Annotated in this window: 15 protein-coding genes; 7 read left to right on the plus strand and 8 right to left on the minus strand. The window is 56.9% G+C overall.

The window, feature by feature from the left end; translation table 11 throughout:
• The first annotated feature begins 154 nt into the window (after positions 1 to 154).
• Genes CA948_RS14960 through CA948_RS14990 form a run of 7 tightly spaced genes read left to right on the plus strand, consistent with a single transcriptional unit; the run spans position 155 to position 8,232 of the window.
• Positions 155 to 1,051, plus strand: coding sequence for a polysaccharide deacetylase family protein (locus CA948_RS14960; RefSeq protein WP_238988605.1), 897 nt, complete (start codon positions 155 to 157; stop codon positions 1,049 to 1,051).
• Positions 1,048 to 2,028 carry a polysaccharide deacetylase family protein gene (locus tag CA948_RS14965; RefSeq protein WP_108728413.1) on the plus strand — a complete coding sequence of 327 codons (981 nt, stop codon included), beginning with the start codon at positions 1,048 to 1,050 and terminating at the stop codon, positions 2,026 to 2,028. The genes CA948_RS14960 and CA948_RS14965 overlap by 4 nt, the downstream gene beginning before the upstream one ends.
• Before the next feature lie 5 nt (positions 2,029 to 2,033).
• Positions 2,034 to 3,350: a glycosyltransferase gene (locus CA948_RS14970; RefSeq protein WP_108728414.1), complete on the plus strand. Its 1,317-nt coding sequence runs from the start codon at positions 2,034 to 2,036 to the stop codon at positions 3,348 to 3,350.
• Positions 3,347 to 4,432 (plus strand): CgeB family protein, encoded by a 1,086-nt coding sequence (locus CA948_RS14975; protein ID WP_108728415.1) that lies wholly within the window; start codon positions 3,347 to 3,349, stop codon positions 4,430 to 4,432. The genes CA948_RS14970 and CA948_RS14975 overlap by 4 nt, the downstream gene beginning before the upstream one ends.
• Before the next feature lie 15 nt (positions 4,433 to 4,447).
• Positions 4,448 to 5,926 carry a glycosyltransferase gene (locus CA948_RS14980; RefSeq protein ID WP_108728416.1) on the plus strand — a complete coding sequence of 493 codons (1,479 nt, stop codon included), beginning with the start codon at positions 4,448 to 4,450 and terminating at the stop codon, positions 5,924 to 5,926.
• A complete protein-coding gene (locus tag CA948_RS14985) occupies positions 5,913 to 6,686 on the plus strand; it encodes an SDR family NAD(P)-dependent oxidoreductase (protein WP_108728417.1) in 774 nt (257 codons plus the stop codon). Before CA948_RS14980 ends, CA948_RS14985 begins: the two co-directional genes overlap by 14 nt.
• Entirely contained in the window at positions 6,676 to 8,232 is a 1,557-nt protein-coding gene (locus CA948_RS14990; protein ID WP_108728418.1) for an LTA synthase family protein, read from the plus strand. The genes CA948_RS14985 and CA948_RS14990 overlap by 11 nt, the downstream gene beginning before the upstream one ends.
• A 14-nt stretch (positions 8,233 to 8,246) precedes the next feature.
• On the opposite strand, the gene pgi is transcribed toward CA948_RS14990, so the two are convergent.
• From pgi to CA948_RS15030, 8 genes are all read right to left on the minus strand, one after another.
• Positions 8,247 to 9,818: a glucose-6-phosphate isomerase gene (gene pgi / locus CA948_RS14995; protein ID WP_108728419.1), complete on the minus strand. Its 1,572-nt coding sequence runs from the start codon at positions 9,816 to 9,818 to the stop codon at positions 8,247 to 8,249.
• An 89-nt stretch (positions 9,819 to 9,907) separates the two neighbouring features.
• Positions 9,908 to 10,915, minus strand: coding sequence for an FAD:protein FMN transferase (locus CA948_RS15000; protein WP_108728420.1), 1,008 nt, complete (start codon positions 10,913 to 10,915; stop codon positions 9,908 to 9,910).
• Positions 10,916 to 10,947: 32 nt separating this feature from the next.
• Positions 10,948 to 11,463 carry a nitrous oxide reductase accessory protein NosL gene (locus CA948_RS15005; RefSeq protein WP_108728421.1) on the minus strand — a complete coding sequence of 172 codons (516 nt, stop codon included), beginning with the start codon at positions 11,461 to 11,463 and terminating at the stop codon, positions 10,948 to 10,950.
• Positions 11,460 to 12,290, minus strand: coding sequence for an ABC transporter permease (locus CA948_RS15010; protein WP_108728422.1), 831 nt, complete (start codon positions 12,288 to 12,290; stop codon positions 11,460 to 11,462). Before CA948_RS15010 ends, CA948_RS15005 begins: the two co-directional genes overlap by 4 nt.
• 3 nt (positions 12,291 to 12,293) lie before the next feature.
• Positions 12,294 to 13,205 (minus strand): ABC transporter ATP-binding protein, encoded by a 912-nt coding sequence (locus CA948_RS15015; RefSeq protein WP_108728423.1) that lies wholly within the window; start codon positions 13,203 to 13,205, stop codon positions 12,294 to 12,296.
• On the minus strand, positions 13,189 to 14,532 hold the full coding sequence (locus CA948_RS15020; protein WP_238988606.1) for a nitrous oxide reductase family maturation protein NosD: 1,344 nt from the start codon (positions 14,530 to 14,532) through the stop codon (positions 13,189 to 13,191). Before CA948_RS15020 ends, CA948_RS15015 begins: the two co-directional genes overlap by 17 nt.
• Before the next feature lie 7 nt (positions 14,533 to 14,539).
• Entirely contained in the window at positions 14,540 to 16,444 is a 1,905-nt protein-coding gene (gene nosZ, locus CA948_RS15025; RefSeq protein ID WP_094197951.1) for a TAT-dependent nitrous-oxide reductase, read from the minus strand.
• A gap of 62 nt (positions 16,445 to 16,506) precedes the next feature.
• Positions 16,507 to 18,762, minus strand: a complete 2,256-nt coding sequence (locus tag CA948_RS15030; protein WP_094197950.1) for a NosR/NirI family protein — start codon at positions 18,760 to 18,762, stop codon at positions 16,507 to 16,509.
• Positions 18,763 to 18,785: the final 23 nt, after the last annotated feature.

An 18,785-nucleotide genomic window follows, 5' to 3' on the forward strand; every position in this document is an offset into this window, starting at 1 on the left:
GCAATTTTTTCTGTGAAAGATCTACGTTGTTTATTCTTAGTAGGGTGTAAATGACGCTGGCATAGTAAGAGGATTTTTTAAGGATTTCTTGACATTGAGTTGGGATCGTTATGCGTTCTTTACAGTAGATACTGAAGCCCTTTCGAGGCGCGCAGTGGATCAACATGTCCAACGCCTGGTCTGGGGCGAGCACCCCACCGGAACTGCTGGAATTCGTGAAATGTGCTCTATTGGCGATGAGTTCGGCGCCAAGCATGTGTTCTTTGTGGACTTATGCGCCACGCTTACACAGCAATCTGAGATGTTGGAAGCGGTTCGCTGGCTGGATCAACAAGGTCAGGATGTGCAGCTACATGCCCATCCTGAAACCTTGCCCAAGTCTTTCTGGGTGGACCACGGTTTGGACCATCGTCCAGCTTTAATGAATGAGTACAAAGACCAAGCCCGCGCCGAATTCGTCTTCCGACACTTCGGCAAGCTGATCTCTGACGTCACTGGCAAACCCATCCTTGCCCATCGCGCCGGTTCTTTCCGCTGGAATGCCCTCACAATCCGTGCCTTGCAGGCAGTCGGTATTCCCTTGTCGTTCAACCAGTCCATGCGGGCCGCCTTGTTGAAGCGCTGTCCAACAGGCCAGCCTGATTGCTTGCCTTACGCCTGGTCCAACGGCACGATTGAAGTCCCGGTAACAGAGCGCTTTAGCCCTGGTGTGTTGGATGCCAAACCGGACCGCTGGTCCAGTCTGACCTACCCGGAGTCTTCTTATTTTCAATATGGTTCACGGCCTACGACTTTCTGGAAGGATCCTCTGTGGTCTTTACCCAAAGTCTCGGTGGTGTTGATGCATTCTTGGTCTTTGCTGGATTTGGATGAAAATGGCCATTTCCAGTACACCAACGACCGTCTGCTGGAGGGCTACCGCCTGTTCTTGCAACGAGTTGTTAAGGACTACGACGTGATCACCACAGCAGATTTTTTGGATCTGCAGGCGCGGGGTAAAATCCGTCTTTCGCGAACAGTTAACTTAGAGCAGGTAGAAACACAGGTATGAGGGATCGCTACGCAATGATTACGGTCGATACAGAGGCACTGCCCAAGCGCGCCTCTGACGATCACGTTAATCGTCTGATCTGGGGGCGATTTCCAAGAGGTACGGCCGGGGTGGCCGAGATGTGCAAGATCGGTGACGAGTTCGGCGTCAAGCATGTGTTCTTTACGGACTTGTGCGGGGCTTACTCGCGTCTGGATGAGCTGAAAGAGGTTGTGCGCTGGCTGGATGAACAAGGCCAGGATGTGCAACTGCACACGCACCCGGAGTACTTGCCCGACAGCTTCTGGAAAGAGCATGGTTTGTCGAACCGTCCACAGTACATGAACCAGTACACCGAGCAGGCTCGTGCCGAGTTCGTGTTCAAGCACTTTGCGGGTTTGATGTCCGAGGTAACAGGCAAGCCGGTTCTAGCGCATCGTGCCGGGTCGTTTCGCTGGAACGCAGACACGATTCGTGCTTTGAAGGCAGTGGGTATTCCTTTGTCCTTCAACAATTCTGTATGCGCCGTGCATAACAATCAGTGCATTTATAGCAAACCCACGAACAAGCCTTTTACTTGGTCCAATGGCGTGATTGAGGTGCCTATGACCGAGAAACGGATTCTAGGTAAGGTAGGCAAGCCGGAGTGGTGGGCTCGCCTTACTTACCCAGAGTCCAGCTATTTCCGCTTCCGTCCCTGGTGGGGGCAGCTGCTGTTGAATACCCTTAGCGGCAACCCTTCCTTTGCTGTCTTTCTGCTGCACTCCTGGTCCTTGCTGTTCTGGGACGAGAACGGCTTGGGAGAATATCGTGACGATAGCCGCATGGAAGGCTATCGCAAGCTGCTGGCCCGTCTGACTAAAGATTATGACGTGATTACGACGGCAGAGTTTCTGGACTTGAAGGCTCGCGGAAAAATTGTTGTGCCTGATACGGTGGACTTGTCGCTGGCAGAGCTTCAAGCAGAACCGGATAATAAAATTCAGAAAAAGGCTTGAGGGAAATGCTCTTTAAGTTATGGCGTGGGCTGTTGCGTGAGCCTTGGATGGCTCTGAGCCGGCGTTTGACCTTGTTTACGGTGCGTCGGCAAACCCGGCGCGGTCAGCGCCGTGAGACACCTTATGAGCCTGTGCCAGGACGTGTGCTGTATGTGCCGGCTAGTGCCTTGCCGTATCACATCAGCGGCTACACCACCCGTACCCACGAGATTATCCGCGCCATGCAGGCGGCAGGTGGGGATATCTGTGTGCTGACACGCCCAGGTTATCCATGGGATCGTAAAGACAGATTGGTGGATGCCGAGCAAGATGAAACCCTGGTGGATGGGGTGCGATATGCGCATGCTCGCAATCCTTCCAACAAGCGCCCCGTGATGCAGTTCGCCATCGAAGCTGCCGCCTCCATCGCCCAGGAAGCCATCAAGCAGCGCGTCGCCGTCATCCATGCTGCTTCTAACCACGTCAATGCCTTGCCGGCCTTGATTGCTGCGCGTCAGTTGGGCATTCCGTTTCAATATGAAATGCGTGGCTTATGGGAGTTGAGCCGGGCCTCCCGTATGCCGGAGTTCCGGGACTCTCAAGGTTTCAAGCAGGGGCTGGAGCTGGAAGGTCTGGTTGCCAGCCAGGCAGATCGTTTGTTTGTGATTTCCGAGCAGTTGGGCCAATACGCTTGCGAGCACTGGAACGTGGATCCTGCACGTATGGGGCTGATGCCCAATTGCGTGGACCCCTCGCGTTTTATTCCTGGCGATGCCCAGGATGTGCAGCCCAATACCATTGTCTACGCTGGTTCCCTGATTGTTTATGAGGGGCTGGATGTTTTGATCGACGCTGTGGCGGACCTGGTGGGCCGTGGCAAGGATGTAACCCTGACCATTATTGGAGATGGGGAGGCGCGCGCGCAGTTGCAGGCCCAGGTACAAAGTCTGGGTATGGAACAGCACGTGCTGTTTGCTGGTCGGGTCTCGCCTGAAGAGGCCCGTGCTTTGCAGGCCAAGGCTGCATTGGTATGTATTCCTCGTCGTCCTTTTGAAGTGTGTCGCATTGTGCCGCCCATCAAGTTGGTCGAGGCGATGGCGATGGGCAAGCCTGTTCTGGTGCCGGATTTGCCGGTGTTCAAGGATGAGGTTGGGTCGTGCCGTTCGGTACGCTTTTTTAAAGCAGGTGATGTGCAGGACTTGGCCCGTGTGCTGGATGAGGCGTTTCAGGTGGGGCCGGAGGTCTTGGCGCAGGACGGTGCCTTGGCACGTGAAGAAGCCTCGCAGCGCCGTAGTTGGGCGGACTTTGTGGTGCATGCTTTGCCGGTCGGGACTCACTCATGATTGGCCGCGCAATCCGGGCTTTGGGTGCTCGCATTTATACGCACCCCACCGTCAGCGAAGACGGCAAGCCTACAGGGCAGTTTGGGCGACTGAAAGTGGCCTTGGTCTCGGACTACTTCACGGCAGATTGCCTGTCAGCCGAATGCTCTATCCGTATTCTGAACCCGCGCAATTATGAGGAGGTCATCTCCTCCTGGAAGCCGGATCTGCTCTTTGTGGAGTCCGTGTTTCATGGCTTGGGTGGCGCGTGGCGTTACGAGCTGGCCAAGCAGTCGCGACTGATTCGTTTGCGTACGCCTCGCACGATTTACAAGCTGGTGCAGTTTGCTAAAGATCAGGGCGTGCCCACGGTGTTCTGGAACAAGGACGACGGGGCGTATTTTGAACACTTCATTGATGTAGCCAAGGCTTTTGATTATGTGTTCACCACCGATAGCGATTGCCTGCCGCGCTATCGCGCCCGCCTGAATCCTGATGTGCCCGTGAACACCTTGAGTATGCCGTATCAGCCTGCGTTTCATCATTTCACGGGCTTTGGGTTTACGCGCAAGGAAGGGTGTTTTACAGGCAGTTATTACCGCCGTATCCTGAGTGAACGTCGCCGTTTTCTGGACATGATTTTCGGGGCCTGTGAGGATGCTCAAATGCATCTGAATGCCTATGACAGAAATCACGACAGGCTGTCTCGGCATCTTGAGTTCCGCTTTCCTCGCTCGACGCATTTACAGGTGCATAGCCAGGTGCCGCACCGTGAGACCGGGCGTATCTACAAAGAGCATGTAATGTGTCTGAACGTGAATTCGGTCACGGACTCCGACACCATGTGCTCACGCCGCTTGCTGGAAATTCTGGCCAGCGGAGGTATTGCAGTGACTAACCCCGGTCGGGCGGTGGATCGTTATTTTCGTGATTTCTGCCACGTGGTGCATTCCCGTGAGCAGGCCAGTGAATTGTTTTCTCGTCTGCGCCAAGGCCCCTCTGCACAGGACTGCGAGCGTGCGGCGGCGGGGGCGGCTTATGTACGCCAGTTCCACACTTGGGAGCATCGCCTCCAGGAGTTGGCTGATGTGGTCGGCTTCTAGGGTGCGCTTGTTTCCATGATTGTGAGCATTTTTGCGTACCTGATTCAGGCGCTGTTCTTGCTGGTTGTCGGGGCCTTTGCCCTGTACGTAGTCTTGGAGCTACGGGTACTGTTGATCTCGCGCCGGGTGGAACGACGCAAGCTAAGTGAGCTGGTGCAAACGTCTGCGTCCGTGCAGCAAGACTGGTATCCCAAGGTCAGTGTTCTACTACCGATTTATAACGAGGCTGCCGTTGTCGAGCGTCTGATCGATGCGGCTTGTCGTCTGGATTACCCGGTATCTGCGCTGGAAATTCTGGTGCTGGACGACTCAACAGATAAGACGGCGCTGTTGGCCCAAAACAAGGTGAATCAACTGGCCAGTCAGGGTGTGCCGATTCGCCGCATTCAGCGTGCTGATCGTACGGGCTATAAGGCCGGGAATCTGGTGCATGGCATTCAGCATTCCCAGGGCGAGTTTTTTGCGATCTTCGATGCAGATTTTTTGCCGCCCGCTGATTTTTTGCAAAGAACCATTCCGCCTTTCAAGGACGCGAAGCTGGGTTTTTTGCAGACAGGTATTGGTTATGAAAACCGCGACCATTCTTTCCTGACCCGCTTTCAGGCCATGGAAATGGGCCACCAGCAATATGTGACGGTGGGGCTGAGTGAAGACGGGGATATGGCCTCTTTAAGTGGCAGCTCCTGTGTCTGGCGGCGCGCTTGCGTGGAGGCACTGGGCGGCTGGAATGCCTCCACCATTACCGAGGACGTGGACCTGGGTTATCGGGCCCAGTTTGGGGATTGGAAGTACGCCTATCTGCGCGATGTGGTGTCCATGTCCACCTTGCCCGAGAACATCAGCGCCTTCCGTGTGCAGCGGGAGCGTTGGGGGCGAGGGCTGATACACAGCGCCTTCAAGCACCTGGGCCAGATGTGGCAGCAGGATATGCCCTTGATGAAGCGCATGCATGCCTTCTCCATGATGTTTTCATCGGTCATGCTGGCGTCTATTTACGCCTTGATTTTGTTAAGCCTGCCGCTGAATTATTTGCTGGATTTCGACCATGTGGTCTTGCTGTGGGGCGCACCGCTGTTCTTCTTGCTGGTCGCTGTCTGGGCCTTGAATAATGCCTTTGGGGCTCGCAAGGGCGCGCGTTTCGATGACAGGCCGGGTGTATTGGGCACTCTGTGGCATACCTACTTGTATGTCGCCATGTTCCCGCCCATGGCTTGGTATTATTTTGTCGGTGGCGTCCGAGCCGCCTTCAAGGTCTACGGGGAATTTAACCGCACGCCCAAAGGCGAGGGCGAGAAGGCAGCAAGACAGCCCCGCATCAATCTGTATTTGCTGATTGGTGAAGTGTTCACCTTCCTGTATTCCGCATTGGCTCTGTATGTGGCCATACGTATGGGCAACTACTTGTTGGTTCCCTTGAATGCGACGGTGTGTGTCGGTTTTGGCATGGTTTTGTACTGGTCCTTTCAAGAAAGGAGAGCGCGTGGGCGTAGCTGAACCCGCAGGGCAGGAGCGAATTCTGATTACCGGAGCTACCAGTGCTATTGGTGGCGAGCTGGCGCTTCACTATGCCAAGCCCGGTACAGAGCTGACTTTGCATGGTCGCAATGCTGCGATTCTGGAGCCTTTGGCCGAGCGCTGCCGGCTAGCGGGCGCGCAGGTAAAGACGTATCAGTTGGATTTGCGTGATCTGGATGCCTTGCATGCCTGCTTGTCGCAATGTGCCGCGTTTGATCTTGTCATCGTGAATGCGGGCATGAATATTCATGTTGGCCCCAATGGCGAGCCGGAGGCCTGGGAAGATACCGAGCTGCTGCTGGATATCAATGTGAAGGCTTCGCTGCGAGTCGTGCAATCGGTGCTGCCTGCCATGCGGGCGAGAGGGCGCGGACAGATCGCTTTGATGAGTTCCTTGGCGGCCTATTTTGGTTTGCCAACGACACCGTCCTATAGCGCCAGCAAGGCAGCTGTCAAAGCCTATGGCGAAGGCCTGCGTGGCTGGTTGGCGCCGGAGGGGATCAAGGTCAATGTGGTGATGCCAGGCTACGTTAGCTCGCCCATGTGCGATGCCATGCCGGGCCCTAAACCGTTCTTGTGGACTCCGAACAAAGCGGCTCGTCGTATTGCCCGTGGTCTCAAAGCCAATAAAGCGCGCATCAGCTTTCCGTTTCCATTGAATCTGGGTTGCTGGTTTCTGGCCGTGCTGCCCGCTCGGGTGTCCGTCTTTATTCTGAGCAAGATCGGTTATGACGCTTGAGCCGGGATTCTGGACTGCAATCCTGGCTGCGTTGTCGGGGCTGGCTCTGACAGTGGGGCTGGAGCGCTTTTTGCAAACGGCAGCCCGCTGGCGTCGTCCTGCAGCGGCCTGGGCTTTGCATATGGGGCTGTATGGCCTGGCGTATGTCGTACTGGTTTTTGTGCTGGGGCGGCCTATCTTTGCCACGGCCTTGCTGTGCGCGTTTTTCCTGCTGCTGGTTGTGGTCAGCAATGCCAAGTTCAAGGCATTGCGTGAAGCCTTTGTGTTTCAGGATTACGAATATTTTACGGATGCGATCCGTCACCCTCGGCTTTATATTCCTTTTCTGGGATGGGGCAAATTCTTTTTGGCGGCAGCGGGTTTTATTGCTGCCCTGACGATTGGTTTATGGCTGGAAGCCGTGCCCGCCTTGCGGGCGGCCTGGACAGGGCAATGGGGCGCCTTGGCGTTGCTTGCTGCGCTTAGCCTGGGTTTGTTGCTGTGGGGCAATAGGGCGCGTTTGATGGTGCAGATTGCACCGGAGCAGGACGTGCAAGCCCTGGGGCTGTTAGCCAGCTTCTGGCGTTATTGGCAGCAAGGCCGAGAACGTCCAAGTTTGTCTTCCCCTTTTGAAAATGCAGCTCCGAAGACTACGTCTGTTCTGACCAGTGCTGATGCTTTGGCTGATCTGCCTCATCTGGTTTCCGTGCAAAGCGAGTCTTTCTTTGATGCCCGGCGAATTTCTGACAGGATTCGGCCAGAGATTCTGGCGGAGTTTGATCGCTTCAAATCCGAAGCAGTTGCCAGCGGATATCTGCAGGTTCCCGCCTGGGGAGCCAACACGGTGCGCTCGGAGTTTTCCTTCTTAAGCGGTATAGAAAACCGTGCGTTGGGTGTGCACCGCTTTAATCCTTATCGCGCAGTATGCGCGGGATGGTCCGTGGCGACTTTGGCTTCCTGGTTGAAGCAGCAGGGTTACCGCACGATCTGCATTCACCCTTATCCCGCCAGCTTTTACCAACGCCATCGCGTGTTTCCACTATTTGGCTTTGACGAGTTTCTGGACATCAAGGCCTTTGCCGATGTAGAGCGTACAGGCCCTTATATCGGCGATCTGGCGGTGGCGGAGAAAGTTGCCAGTGTGCTGGAGCAGGCCACAGGGCCGGTATTCATTCACGTGATTACGATGGAGAACCACGGGCCTTTGCACTTGGAAAAAGTTGCAGCGGGGGATATCCAGGCCTTGTATCAGCAAGCCCCCCCGCCAGGCTGCGAGGATCTGACGATTTACTTGCGTCATATCCGTAATGCTGATGCCATGCTGACCCGTCTGCGCGGGGCCTTGAGCTCTTCAGATAGGCCAACCAGCCTGTGCTGGTATGGTGACCACGTTCCCATCATGCCCTCGGTCTACGCAGCTCTGGGGACGCCGTGTGGGGATGTGGATTACTTTATCTGGAACTCCACTGGAGGTCAGACAAAAACGCCGCATCGGGATGCGGCGATTCATGACCTGGCGCGGGAGTGGATGTGCTCAAGTGGGGTGATGTTTAGGCAAGCGTTGTAAGCGCCGGCCTGGATTCAAGCTTTGAAAACGTCTATCCAATGCCGAGTAGACGCATCATGCTCAGCAGAGGTTTCTTTCTCTCCCGACAGTTCCTGCAAAATCCCGTTCGCCAATACTTTCCCGTACTCCACCCCCCATTGGTCAAAGGGGTTGATCCCCCAGATCAAGGCCTGCACAAAAATCTTGTGCTCATACAAGGCCAGCAGGGCGCCTAGCGAGAAGGGATTCAGGCGGGGCAATACGATCAGCGTGTTGGGGCGTCCGCCCGAGTGCACGCGGTGGTGGGCCAGTTTGGATGCCTGTTCGCCCAGACCTTGTTTTTCGCATTCGGCCAAGGCTTGCTCATAGGTCTTGCCGCGCATCAGGGCTTCGCGTTGGGCCAGGCAGTTCGCCAGCAGCAGATTATGGTGCTCGGCCTGATTGTGATCCGCCTGCTGGCACACAATAAAGTCCACTGGAGCGCCATCGCTGCCTTGGTGCAGCCATTGGTAGAAGGTGTGTTGTGCGTCTGTTCCAGCCAGCCCCCAGACGGCGGCGCCGGTGGCTAAGCCAACGGGTTCGCCACTGGTGGTGACGGACTTGCCCAGAGACTCCATATCCAGTTGCTGTATATAGGGGACCAGGTTGCCCAGGCGGAAATCGTAGGGCGAGATATTCAATGAGCCATAGCCCAGCACACTTCGATTGACCACGCCGGCCAGTGCCATTTGTACGGGCACGTTGGTGGCGATGGGGGTTTCCTGAAAGTGTTGGTCCATCGCGGCAGCGCCGGACAGCATGCCAGCGACGACATCACTGCTGACGGCCAGGGCAGTGGTCAGGCTGACGGCAGACCATAGGGAAAAGCGGCCACCGACCCAATCCCAGAACTGGAAGATTTGTTTTTGTGGCACGCCCCAGTTGGAGGCAGTGTCAGGGCGGGCGGTGACGGCAACGATTTGCTCGTAGGGGTTGGCAACGCCAGCGGCTTGCAGCCATTCCAGGGCGCGCTGGCCGTTTTTGAGGGTTTCGGTTGTGGTGAAGGATTTGGAGGCGATCACGATCAAGGTGTCGTGAGGGTCCATGCCGGACAAGGCATGCTCCAGCGCATGGCCGTCGATGTTGGCCAGAAAGCGTACATTGCGCCAGCTGTGGCGATAGCCAAAGGCTGCCAGGGACAGGCGCACGCCCCAGTCGCTGCCACCAATACCAATATGAATGATGTTGCGCCAGCGGCGCTCGGAATCCGCTACGCGCACGAATTCGTTCATGCGCTCGCGTTCCTTGGCGACTTCCGCCGTGGGGGCGGGCGCACGCAGGGCGCTGTGCCAGGCGGCACGTTGTTCTGTGCTGTTGACGATGCCGCCGTTAAGCAGTTGTTGACGTGCCGTGTCGAAGTGGCGAGCCGCCAAAAGGGCGGCTCCTGCCGTCTGTAATTCTGGTGAATGCCGCTGTCCACTCAAGTCTACTTGCAGGCCTGCGGCCTTCAGGCAATGCAGGTCCAGCGCGTAATGGTCGGACCGGCGTGCTGCCTCGCAAAAACCGGCCCATTCTGGCAGACCGGGTAAAGGGGCAGCACAGGGAAGGTTTGGAGAGTTCACGGACATGGAGATTTAGCCTGCAGTAGACGAAACCGCCATTGTACGAGGCTTTATCGGGCTTGAGCGTCTGCCGGTAAGCGGGTTTGTCTTGGTGTTTACGAGTGCAGGGCGACCAGTTGATTCCCATCGTAGGGCAGTACCCATGCCCGTAAACTGGGGTCGCTTGCCAGAACCCGCGTAATCTCTTGTGGCGACATCCAGGAGAAGGCCGTGGACAGGGCGTCGGCAATGGTGGCATTTCTCGCTACGACAGAGACACTGCGATACAAAGGTCGGGCCTGACCATTGGCAGGGTTGAGCAGATGAGTAACAGTGCCATCGCGGCTAAGTGCCGTGCCTGATCCAGACGAGGTGCTGACCGCCTGATTGTGCACATCCAGTCGCAACAAGCTGACAGGCTCTGTTTGATCGCCTGCCAGGCCGACGCGCCAGGGACGATTACCCGGAGCCATACCCAGGCCACGTATCTCGCCCATATCAACCAGGGCGTGTTCCAGGCCTGCCTGCTTCAACTGCTCGGTGATGCGATCGGTAATGTAGCCTTGGGCAATCCCGTTCAGCGTCAAGGCCATGCCAGGACGTTGTAGTTCAATAGTGTCGTCTTGAATGTGAATGGCTTGGTGGTCAACCTGCTGCAGCGTTTGCTTGATCTGGGCAGCGTCGGGAATGGAAGCCGTGTCGCTGCGTTGAGCCGCTTGGCTATACAGATCCCAAAGCACCTGCACGGTCGGGTCAAAGGCCCCATCCGTGAGTTCACTAATGCGCTTTGACTCCAGCAGCAGTCGTGTCAGATCACCGGGAGCGTGCTTCAGATAGCCGTCGCGGTTCAAGCGGCGCAAGGCGCTGTCCTTTTGATACAGGCTGAAGATTCGCTCCAGACGTTGGACTTCGGACAGGGCCTGGTCTATCAGCAACTGTGCAAACGCGGGGTCGGGGTGATGGATATGCAGTTGTGCGTCCGCACCCAAGGCCACCCCTTGCCAGGAACTGAGCGGGGTAGTGGCCGCTTGCATCGCTTTGGCGGCCCATGGCACACCAGTCAGGGCGCTGGTCGTGGCTACAATGCCGATAAAACGACGACGGGAAACAGGAGTAGAAGTCATGGCAAGTACCTGGGATCAGGAAGATAAGCGTTTCAGGGCAGTGTGACCGCACCAAAGATGTAGTTCTCCGGCATGTCGGCAAAGCGAACCAGTTGGCCGCCATGTTGTTGCTGGAAGTCCTTGGCGGCCTGCTCCTGGCTAAAGGGCAGGGCATCGATAGTGCCCATGCCGCCGGTATAGCGGCTGTAGATCAGATACCAGGCCTCTTGTGCCGGTATCCAGGCTTGTTCGGGAAACAGGCCGTCCTGATCGCGCTGGGCCATGTCCTGGACATAGGTGGCGGCAATCGCTTTGGATTCTTCGGGCAATAAGGTGTAGGCGAAAACCTCGCGTATGGTGGTGAACCAGAGTGGCGCTTCGCGTTCGCGCAGAAGAATCTGCCCTTTGGGGCCTTGATGTTCGAACAAGTACATGCCGCAGTAGTGGCCCACGGCGGTTTGGGGAATCTGAACGACGGGTGGCGGTGGGGCTTGTATGGGCTCGGGCTGACCGCAGGCAGCCAGTATCAGGCCCAGACACAGCAAGAGTAGGGTGTGCAGTTTTTTCATAATGCTTTTTTGTTGAAGGCCAGGCTGGCCAGACTAAAAGGCACGGCGATCCACAGCAGCAGAACGCTCATCAAGACGCTGGCAGGTAGGCGAGCCTGTTCGCTTAAACCGGCCATGCCGGCAAACATGGCAACATTTTCGTAGCCGGTCAGATTCAGCAAGCGGTACACGTCCGTAGGGTTGAACAGCAGGATGATGTTCAGCCAGGAGGCGGTGATCATGGCACCTTGGTCAGCGACCAGAATACCCAGTAGCGCCATGTCATAAATCACTACAAAAAACAGCCAGATACCGATGGCCAACCCGGCCGCAGTGGCACGCTCTCTGACCAAGGTGCTGATGAAATACCCCAAGGACAAGAAGCTGGCACCAAGCAGAATGCTGGCGCCCATCATGGCCAGAAAGGGCGTCCAGACGCTGAAGTCCAGGCCGCCATGCGCCACCTGCAACGTGACCCCTGCCAGACCGTAGCCCACGACGGTAGACAGGCTCAGGATCAGGACATGGCCCAGAAATTTACCGACCAGAACCTGCCAGCGATGGACGGGGTAGCTCAGCAACAAGGACATGGTGCCGCGTTCGATTTCGCCCACAATGGCGTCGTAGGACAGCAGCATGGCAATCAGCGGGATCAGGAAAATGGACAGGCTGGACAGGCTGACCACGGTAACCGTAAGCGGGTCTACCTTGACGCTGCCCGTGGGGGCACTGCCCAGAAAGCCCAGAGACAAAGCCAGTGCCGCCAACAAGAGGGTGACCGCTAGCACCCAACGATTGCGCAGTCCGTCGCGCACTTCCTTTTGGATGATGATCAGGACAGGGTTCATGGCTTAGTAATCCTCGCGCTTTAAAAAGTGCGCATACAGCTCGTCCAGACCGGGGGACTCCAGCTCCAGGTCGGTCAATCCTGCAATGGCATGGGCCTGGCGCAGGATCTGGATTTTTTCGGCTTCGGTGCAGTGACGCTCCAGGCGCTGGGAACCGATGACATCCCAGTGTTGCGGAACAGGATCGGGGATTTGTTCCACAGTCAGGCGAATACGTACCGGCAAGCCCGCGTGTTGGCGCAGTTCGGACAAGGTGCCATCGGCAATCTTGCTCCCCTGCTGCATCACGATGATGCGGTCTGCCAGACGCTCCATTTCGGCTAGGGCGTGAGTGCTGAGCAGGATGGTGGCACCGGCATCGCGCAGTTCTTGCACGATTTCGTAGAACAGCAGGCGGGAGGCTGGGTCCAGGCCTGTTGTAGGTTCGTCCAGTAAGAGCACACGGGGTTTGCCCAGCAAGGTCTGGGCCAGTGCCAGTCGTTGGCGCATGCCTTTGGAATAGGTGCCCACGCGCTTGTGAGCAGCCTGGGCAATGCCGACACGGGCCAGTAAAGCCTGGTTGTCACGGGTAGGTAGCCCTTTCAGGCGGGCGTAAAACGCCAGGGTTTCGGTGCCGGTCAAGGCAGGGTGCAGGGCGACGGTTTCGGGCAAGTAGCCGATATGGGTTCGCAGCCGGGCAGCCTGGGACGAGCTGGCGTCGTGGTTCAGCAAAGTGACCTTGCCTTCATCGGCGCGGATCAGACCCAGAATCAACTTGATGACGGTACTTTTGCCCGCACCATTGTGGCCAGCCAGCACGGTGCATTGGCCGGGATAAAGCTCGAAGTTCACCGCGTTGGCGGCGCGCTGCTGGCCGTACAGCTTGCTGACATTGGCCAGCGCGACCGGAGCGGGACCGTTATTGGATGGAGTCATGGTTGGCCTTGTAACGCTCCCAGACGGGATTGTCGGGTGCACGCATCAGTGGTGCGCTATCGATGATGCCGCCGGGCAAAATGGCGGGAAATTGGGTTTGCGCCCAGCGCACAATAGAGACGGCAGGGCTGTTCAAAAGCACGCGGGCCGAAGGAGCTCGCCAGACCAGTTGTTCAACAAGGCCATTGGGGCGATAAGCGGTGTCACCGATGCCGTCACCGTTCAGGTCAAAGGCGCTGTGATCGCTCCAGTAATTACCCCGGTCCTTGCTGGACCATTCCAGGTAGCGGGTGCCGACATACTTCACCTGGTTCTGATTCTGGATGAAGGCGTTTTCCGTGATTTCATTGCCTTCGGAACCGGCGGTGTAGTGCACCCCGATCTGGGTGTTCTGAACCAGGTTGCCGGAGATTTTGTTGAAGTTGGCGTTGTAGAGAAAAACGCCTTTCTCGGCCCCGTCCACGATATTGTCGGTAATAGTCGATTGCTGGGCGGCGTTGAGCATCAAGCCCTGATGCGTGCTATTGATGCTGATGTTTTCACGTACCGTCAGGAACTGCGAAAACATCAGGGCATAAGCAATGTCATTGCCGATGGAGACATTGCTGCTGACTTCGCTGTTATTGGTGTACATGTAGTGCACCGCATAGCGCAGTTGGGTAAAGCGGTTATGGCTAAAGACATTGTCGCGGCTGGCATTGGAAAAAATCCCGTCGCGACCCCAGGAGATATCGTTGTGCAAAATGCGTGAGCCGGGGGAGTTCCAGACCGTCACGCCATTGCCGCGCTCGTTCAAACGCAGCTCTTTATTGCCCACGATGGTGTTGTGTTGCACCAGTGCGTTATGGGGCCCCCAAACGTAAACCCCCACCAGATTGTCGAGAATGTCGTTGTGTTCGATCAGGGCGTTATGGGCGGGTTTATCCAGGAAGATGCCCGCATCCATGTCGGGCAGGCTCAAGCCGGAATTACGCACGGTAATCTGACGTATCTGCACATCTTCCGCCTGCACCCACACCGTGCGGCCTTCACGTTCGCCCATCAACACGGCTTGCCGGTTGCTGGGGCCTTGAAGCGTTAAAGGTTTGTTCACGATGATATTGCCCTGATACGTGCCGGGGGCCAACACCAGGATGTCGCCGGGCTGGGCAGCATCGATGGCGGTTTGCAGCGCGGTATCGGCAGGCACTTCAATGGTGGCCGCTTGAACGGCAGCCAGGGCACTGGCCGCCAGGGCCAGGACCGTCAACCGCTTGAAGGCCAGCTTGCGCCCAGAGGCTGGGCACAAGCACCGTGTACGGGTGGGGAGCAGGTGAAAAGACGTCATGTCACCGTCAGGCTTTGGGTTTCACATTCATCTGACCGGACATTTCCATGTGCAAGGCGTGGCAGAACCACTGGCAGTAGTACCAATGCACACCGGGGCGGGAGGCCGTGAAGGTGACCGAGCTGGTTTGCTGCGGTCCAATTTCCATGGCTACGCCGTAGCCGGACAAGGTGAAGCCGTGGGTCAAGTCCTCGATCATTTCCATATTGGTGACGACAACGGTGACTTCATCGCCCTGATTGACCTCGAAGCTGGGCACGGAGAACACGGGCGCTACGGCGGTCATGTAGACCCGTACCTTGTTGCCATCACGGATGACTTTGGAGGCACCTTCCAGGGTGACGCCATCTTTCTCGGCCATTTTCCGCGCACCATCCCACCAGGGGTCGTCGCGGGTCCAGACGCGCTTGGGTCGTACCTTCTCGGCGGCAACCAGTAGCATGTCGTGCGGTTCGGCAAAGCTTGGGCCGTCGTGAACCAGCTTCATCTCGTCGCCCGAAATATCGATCAGTTGATCGTTTTCTGGTTTGAGTGGACCTACGTTCAGGAAGCGGTCTTTGGAGAACTTGTTCAGTGACACCAGCCACTTGCCATCGGCCTCTTTGGTCTCGCCCATGGTGGTGTGGTTGTGACCGGGTTGGTAGTGCACGTCCAGCTTCTGGATGATGGGATCGACGTCCTTGCCCTGGTAGGCTTCAATCGCCTTGGCAATGTTCCACTTTACGATCTGGCTGTCGATGAATAAGGTGGTGTAGGCATTGCCACGGCCATCATAGGCGGTGTGCAACGGGCCCAGGCCCAGTTGAGGTTCTGCCACGACGCAGTCGCGTGCCTTGATCTTGTCGGCAAACAGGTCGTCCAGGCGGCGCACATCAATCATGGTGACAGTGGGCGAGAGTTTGCCGTTAAAGACCACATGGATGCCGTCGGGGCTGGCATTGCAACCGTGCGGGGAGTTGGGCACGGGGATATAGCGGGTGTAGCGTGAGCCTTTGCGGCCATCCAGCACTTTGACTCCCTGGATCTCCTTGAAATCGCCTTTCTTGACGCCGTCTTCAATGGCCTTGAGGTTGAACACCACGGCCCAGTCTTGCTCGTTGGCACTCATCTCGCCGACATCCACTCCTTTTTCGGAGTTGTAGCAGGTGGAGAAGGCGTACTTGCCTTGATAGTCGGCGTCGCAGTTGTCCAGGTTGCCGTCTACGATCACCTGCCAGGCGATTTCCATGGTGTCGCCATCAATGGCGGTAAAGACAGAAAAGTAGTTTTCCTTGGGGTTGCCAAAGATCGTGCCGTTATTGGGCAGAGGGACGATGTGCTCGCCATTGCAGAATACATAGCCGGTGCGGGGGTAGCGTTGGGGACGCAGGCCGTGTACACCGTCGGCATTGGGAATTTCAATAATTTTGTCGCACTTCATGACATCGCAGCGCACGCGAGCCACGCGGTTATTGGCCTTGTCATTGATGAAGATGAAGCGCCCGTCGTAGGTCCCGTCGGTAAAGGACATATGGGGATGGTGAGCATCGCCGTTAGGCAGAATGCCGCCCAAGGTATCGGCAAACGCCAGGGTTTCAGGCGTCAGGTTGGCGCGCATGATCTGGCGGCTTTCGTTGGTAATCCCCCAGCCGGTGGCGCTACAAATATTGAAGATCGGGATGCGCATCAGCTCGCGCATGGAGGGCAGCCCCATGATGCGGATCTCGCCAGACTGACCGCCGGAGTTAAAGGCGTAGTACTGGTCCAGCTCGCCTGGCTCGATGTGAGCATTTTGCCCGTTCGGCGCTTTTTTGGTATCGGCCAAGGCATTGCCAATGTGGGTGGCGCTGACCACAGCAGCGCCGGATAAGGCGGCGGTGCCCAGAAAGGCGCGGCGGCTCAAACCTTGTTTATCCTGCTTGTTCTCGGACATGGTGTGATTTTCCTTGTGTGTGATGACGTGACCGACTTGGCGCTGGGACGCGCCCAGACGTCTCACGGCGTGGCGGGGGTGGAATCAGTACTGTCTACGCTGCGTGGACGCACGGTAGGGCGGGCAGCAGCATCGTCTTGCAGCGAGCTGGCAACGGCGACGGGAGCCGGCTTATCTCGCTTGCGTTTGGCGATCTTTTGAATCAGGTGCGGGCATTTTTTCTCGTGGTGATACAGCATCTGGCAGTTCAGACATTGGATGCACTCATTGGGATTGATCGGGCCTTCGGGTTCGATGGCTTGTACGGGGCAGTCGGTCGCGCAACGCTGGCAGGGATTGCCACACATGGGGTAGCGCCGCAGCCAGTCAAAAATGCGCAGGCGGGCGGGGATGGCCAAGGCTGCACCTAGCGCACAGAGGTAGCGGCAGTAAAAGCGTTCGATAAACAGGCTGGCAATCAGCAGCAGTACGGCAAAGATCGTGAAGGGCCAGTCGCGGATGAATTTCAGGATGATGGCGGTCTTGAAGGGTTCGACTTCGGCCATCTTTTCGGCTACGGCCATGTCGTACAGGGCAACGCCAAACAGCACAATGAAAATCACGTACTTGATGGAAACCAAGCGTTTATGGGCGCTGTAAGCTACCTTGATCTGGGGAATACGCAGGAAGCGGGCCAGCTTGTTGGCCAGTTCTTGTAGCGCCCCAAAGGGACAGAGCCAGCCACAGAAAGCGCCCCGATTCCAGAAAATCAGAGAGATGGCGGTGGCAATCCATAGGATGAAGACCAGTGGATCCATCAGGAAGTATTCCCAGCGGAAATCGGTGCGCAGGGCGTGGGAGAACGTCAGTACGTTCACTACCGATAGCTGGGCCGAGGCGTACCAGCCAATCCATACCAGGGAGAACAGCAGAAAACCGATGCGAAAGCGCTGGTAGAACACTTCGTGTTTGGTCAGCGTGTCCTGGAAGAAAAAGACGCCACCCAGGGTCAGCAAGGACAGTAGTAGCACGGCAATCTGTACTTTCTTGCCGGCCCAGATTTGCTTGTACAAAGGCTGGTTGGCGGTTTCCAGCTCATCGTGCTCTGCGGCTTCCGGGGCAACTGCAGCGGGAGGGGGCGCCGTCAAATAGGCATCAGGAAGCTGGTAGTTCAGGCTCAGCGTGACAAAGGCTTTGTCTTTGACGCTCAGGACGCGTTGTACCAGCAGTTGCAGTCGCCAGGGCAGGACAGGATCAAAGGTGGCGGTAGCCGGGATCTTGAACAGGGCGGCTTCTTTGAAATCCGGCGCGTTGGCGGCTTTTACGCCGGGCAGGCGTTGGTGGTCCAGGTCAGTGAAGTGAAAGCTGTCCAGATCCTGGATGATTTCGATGCGATCAAAAATCCCGCCGCGCACATAGCCCGATCCCTTGAAGGAATACAGCCCATTGCCCAACACCAGCATCGCTTGCTGGCCGGGTTTTAGCTCTTGCTGCAGATAGTTGTAGTCGGCCTCGCCCAAAAGACTTTGCCCGATGCTAGGCACGCTGACCAAGGCGGCGTACAGATCAATAAAGGTGTCTTGCGGATCGCCTTCCTGCGGATGGGCGGCAGCTTCTGTACGGCCATTATCAATAAAAGCCTGGTTGATGTCGGCCACGCTGACGTGCAGGCGTTGGATGGCACCGTTTTGGAGCAACTCGTCCCAGCTGGAAATCGTGTGATTGCTGGTATCGATGCTGCGTTTGATTGCCACGGGTGCTGTGGCGGGGGCGGCAGGCTGGCCTATGCCCTCTTGCCGGGCCACCAATTGGGAGGAGCGCATGATGCTGTCGCCCACCACCATCAAGGTCACCGTGGCACCGCTGATGATATCGACGGGTGGCGGTGCGCCGGGCTTGGGACGGTTCTTGATGTAGTTCTGGCCGATATAGCCTTGGATAAAGGCTTCGACCCGGGATTCCGGGATACCGATCAACACAATGGGTTCATGGTGTTCCAGCAGCTTGGCGGCGACGATGCTGCCATCCATGCTCATGGCGACCAGAGTGTCGATGGGGAAGCTGGAGTAACCGCGCGTGTTGACGATATCGGTCGTTACATACACATACCCTAGCTGCTCCTGATCTTTAAACACCTTGGCAACAGGCAGTGTGCCTGCGGGCTCGCTGGTGTGGGTGGCAGTGGGGAAGATCTCGTTGAGGGCAATGTCCGGCAGGAAGTGGGCAATGCGCGAACTGGAGTGTGCGGAAGTGCTGCTTAGACAGGCTGCCAGCAGGAAAAGCAGGAGCCAGATAGTACGCAACTGGACATGCCGGGCCAAGCGATTGAGGGACGTCATTTCTTACCACCTGCAACAAGATT

The sequence above is a fragment of the Alcaligenes aquatilis genome (assembly GCF_003076515.1).
In the GTDB taxonomy this organism is placed as follows: domain Bacteria; phylum Pseudomonadota; class Gammaproteobacteria; order Burkholderiales; family Burkholderiaceae_B; genus Alcaligenes; species Alcaligenes aquatilis.

What these genes read in the sequence shown, in the direction of transcription:
- CA948_RS14965 (WP_108728413.1), top strand. Translation starts at nt 1,048, where the DNA reads ATGAGGGATCGCTACGCAATGATTACGGTCGATACAGAGGCACTGCCC.
- CA948_RS14970 (WP_108728414.1), top strand. Translation starts at nt 2,034, where the DNA reads ATGCTCTTTAAGTTATGGCGTGGGCTGTTGCGTGAGCCTTGGATGGCT.
- CA948_RS14975 (WP_108728415.1), top strand. Translation starts at nt 3,347, where the DNA reads ATGATTGGCCGCGCAATCCGGGCTTTGGGTGCTCGCATTTATACGCAC.
- CA948_RS14980 (WP_108728416.1), top strand. Translation starts at nt 4,448, where the DNA reads ATGATTGTGAGCATTTTTGCGTACCTGATTCAGGCGCTGTTCTTGCTG.
- CA948_RS14990 (WP_108728418.1), top strand. Translation starts at nt 6,676, where the DNA reads ATGACGCTTGAGCCGGGATTCTGGACTGCAATCCTGGCTGCGTTGTCG.
- pgi (WP_108728419.1), bottom strand. Translation starts at nt 9,818, where the DNA reads ATGTCCGTGAACTCTCCAAACCTTCCCTGTGCTGCCCCTTTACCCGGT.
- CA948_RS15000 (WP_108728420.1), bottom strand. Translation starts at nt 10,915, where the DNA reads ATGACTTCTACTCCTGTTTCCCGTCGTCGTTTTATCGGCATTGTAGCC.
- CA948_RS15005 (WP_108728421.1), bottom strand. Translation starts at nt 11,463, where the DNA reads ATGAAAAAACTGCACACCCTACTCTTGCTGTGTCTGGGCCTGATACTG.
- CA948_RS15010 (WP_108728422.1), bottom strand. Translation starts at nt 12,290, where the DNA reads ATGAACCCTGTCCTGATCATCATCCAAAAGGAAGTGCGCGACGGACTG.
- CA948_RS15015 (WP_108728423.1), bottom strand. Translation starts at nt 13,205, where the DNA reads ATGACTCCATCCAATAACGGTCCCGCTCCGGTCGCGCTGGCCAATGTC.
- CA948_RS15020 (WP_238988606.1), bottom strand. Translation starts at nt 14,532, where the DNA reads ATGACGTCTTTTCACCTGCTCCCCACCCGTACACGGTGCTTGTGCCCA.
- nosZ (WP_094197951.1), bottom strand. Translation starts at nt 16,444, where the DNA reads ATGTCCGAGAACAAGCAGGATAAACAAGGTTTGAGCCGCCGCGCCTTT.
- CA948_RS15030 (WP_094197950.1), bottom strand. Translation starts at nt 18,762, where the DNA reads ATGACGTCCCTCAATCGCTTGGCCCGGCATGTCCAGTTGCGTACTATC.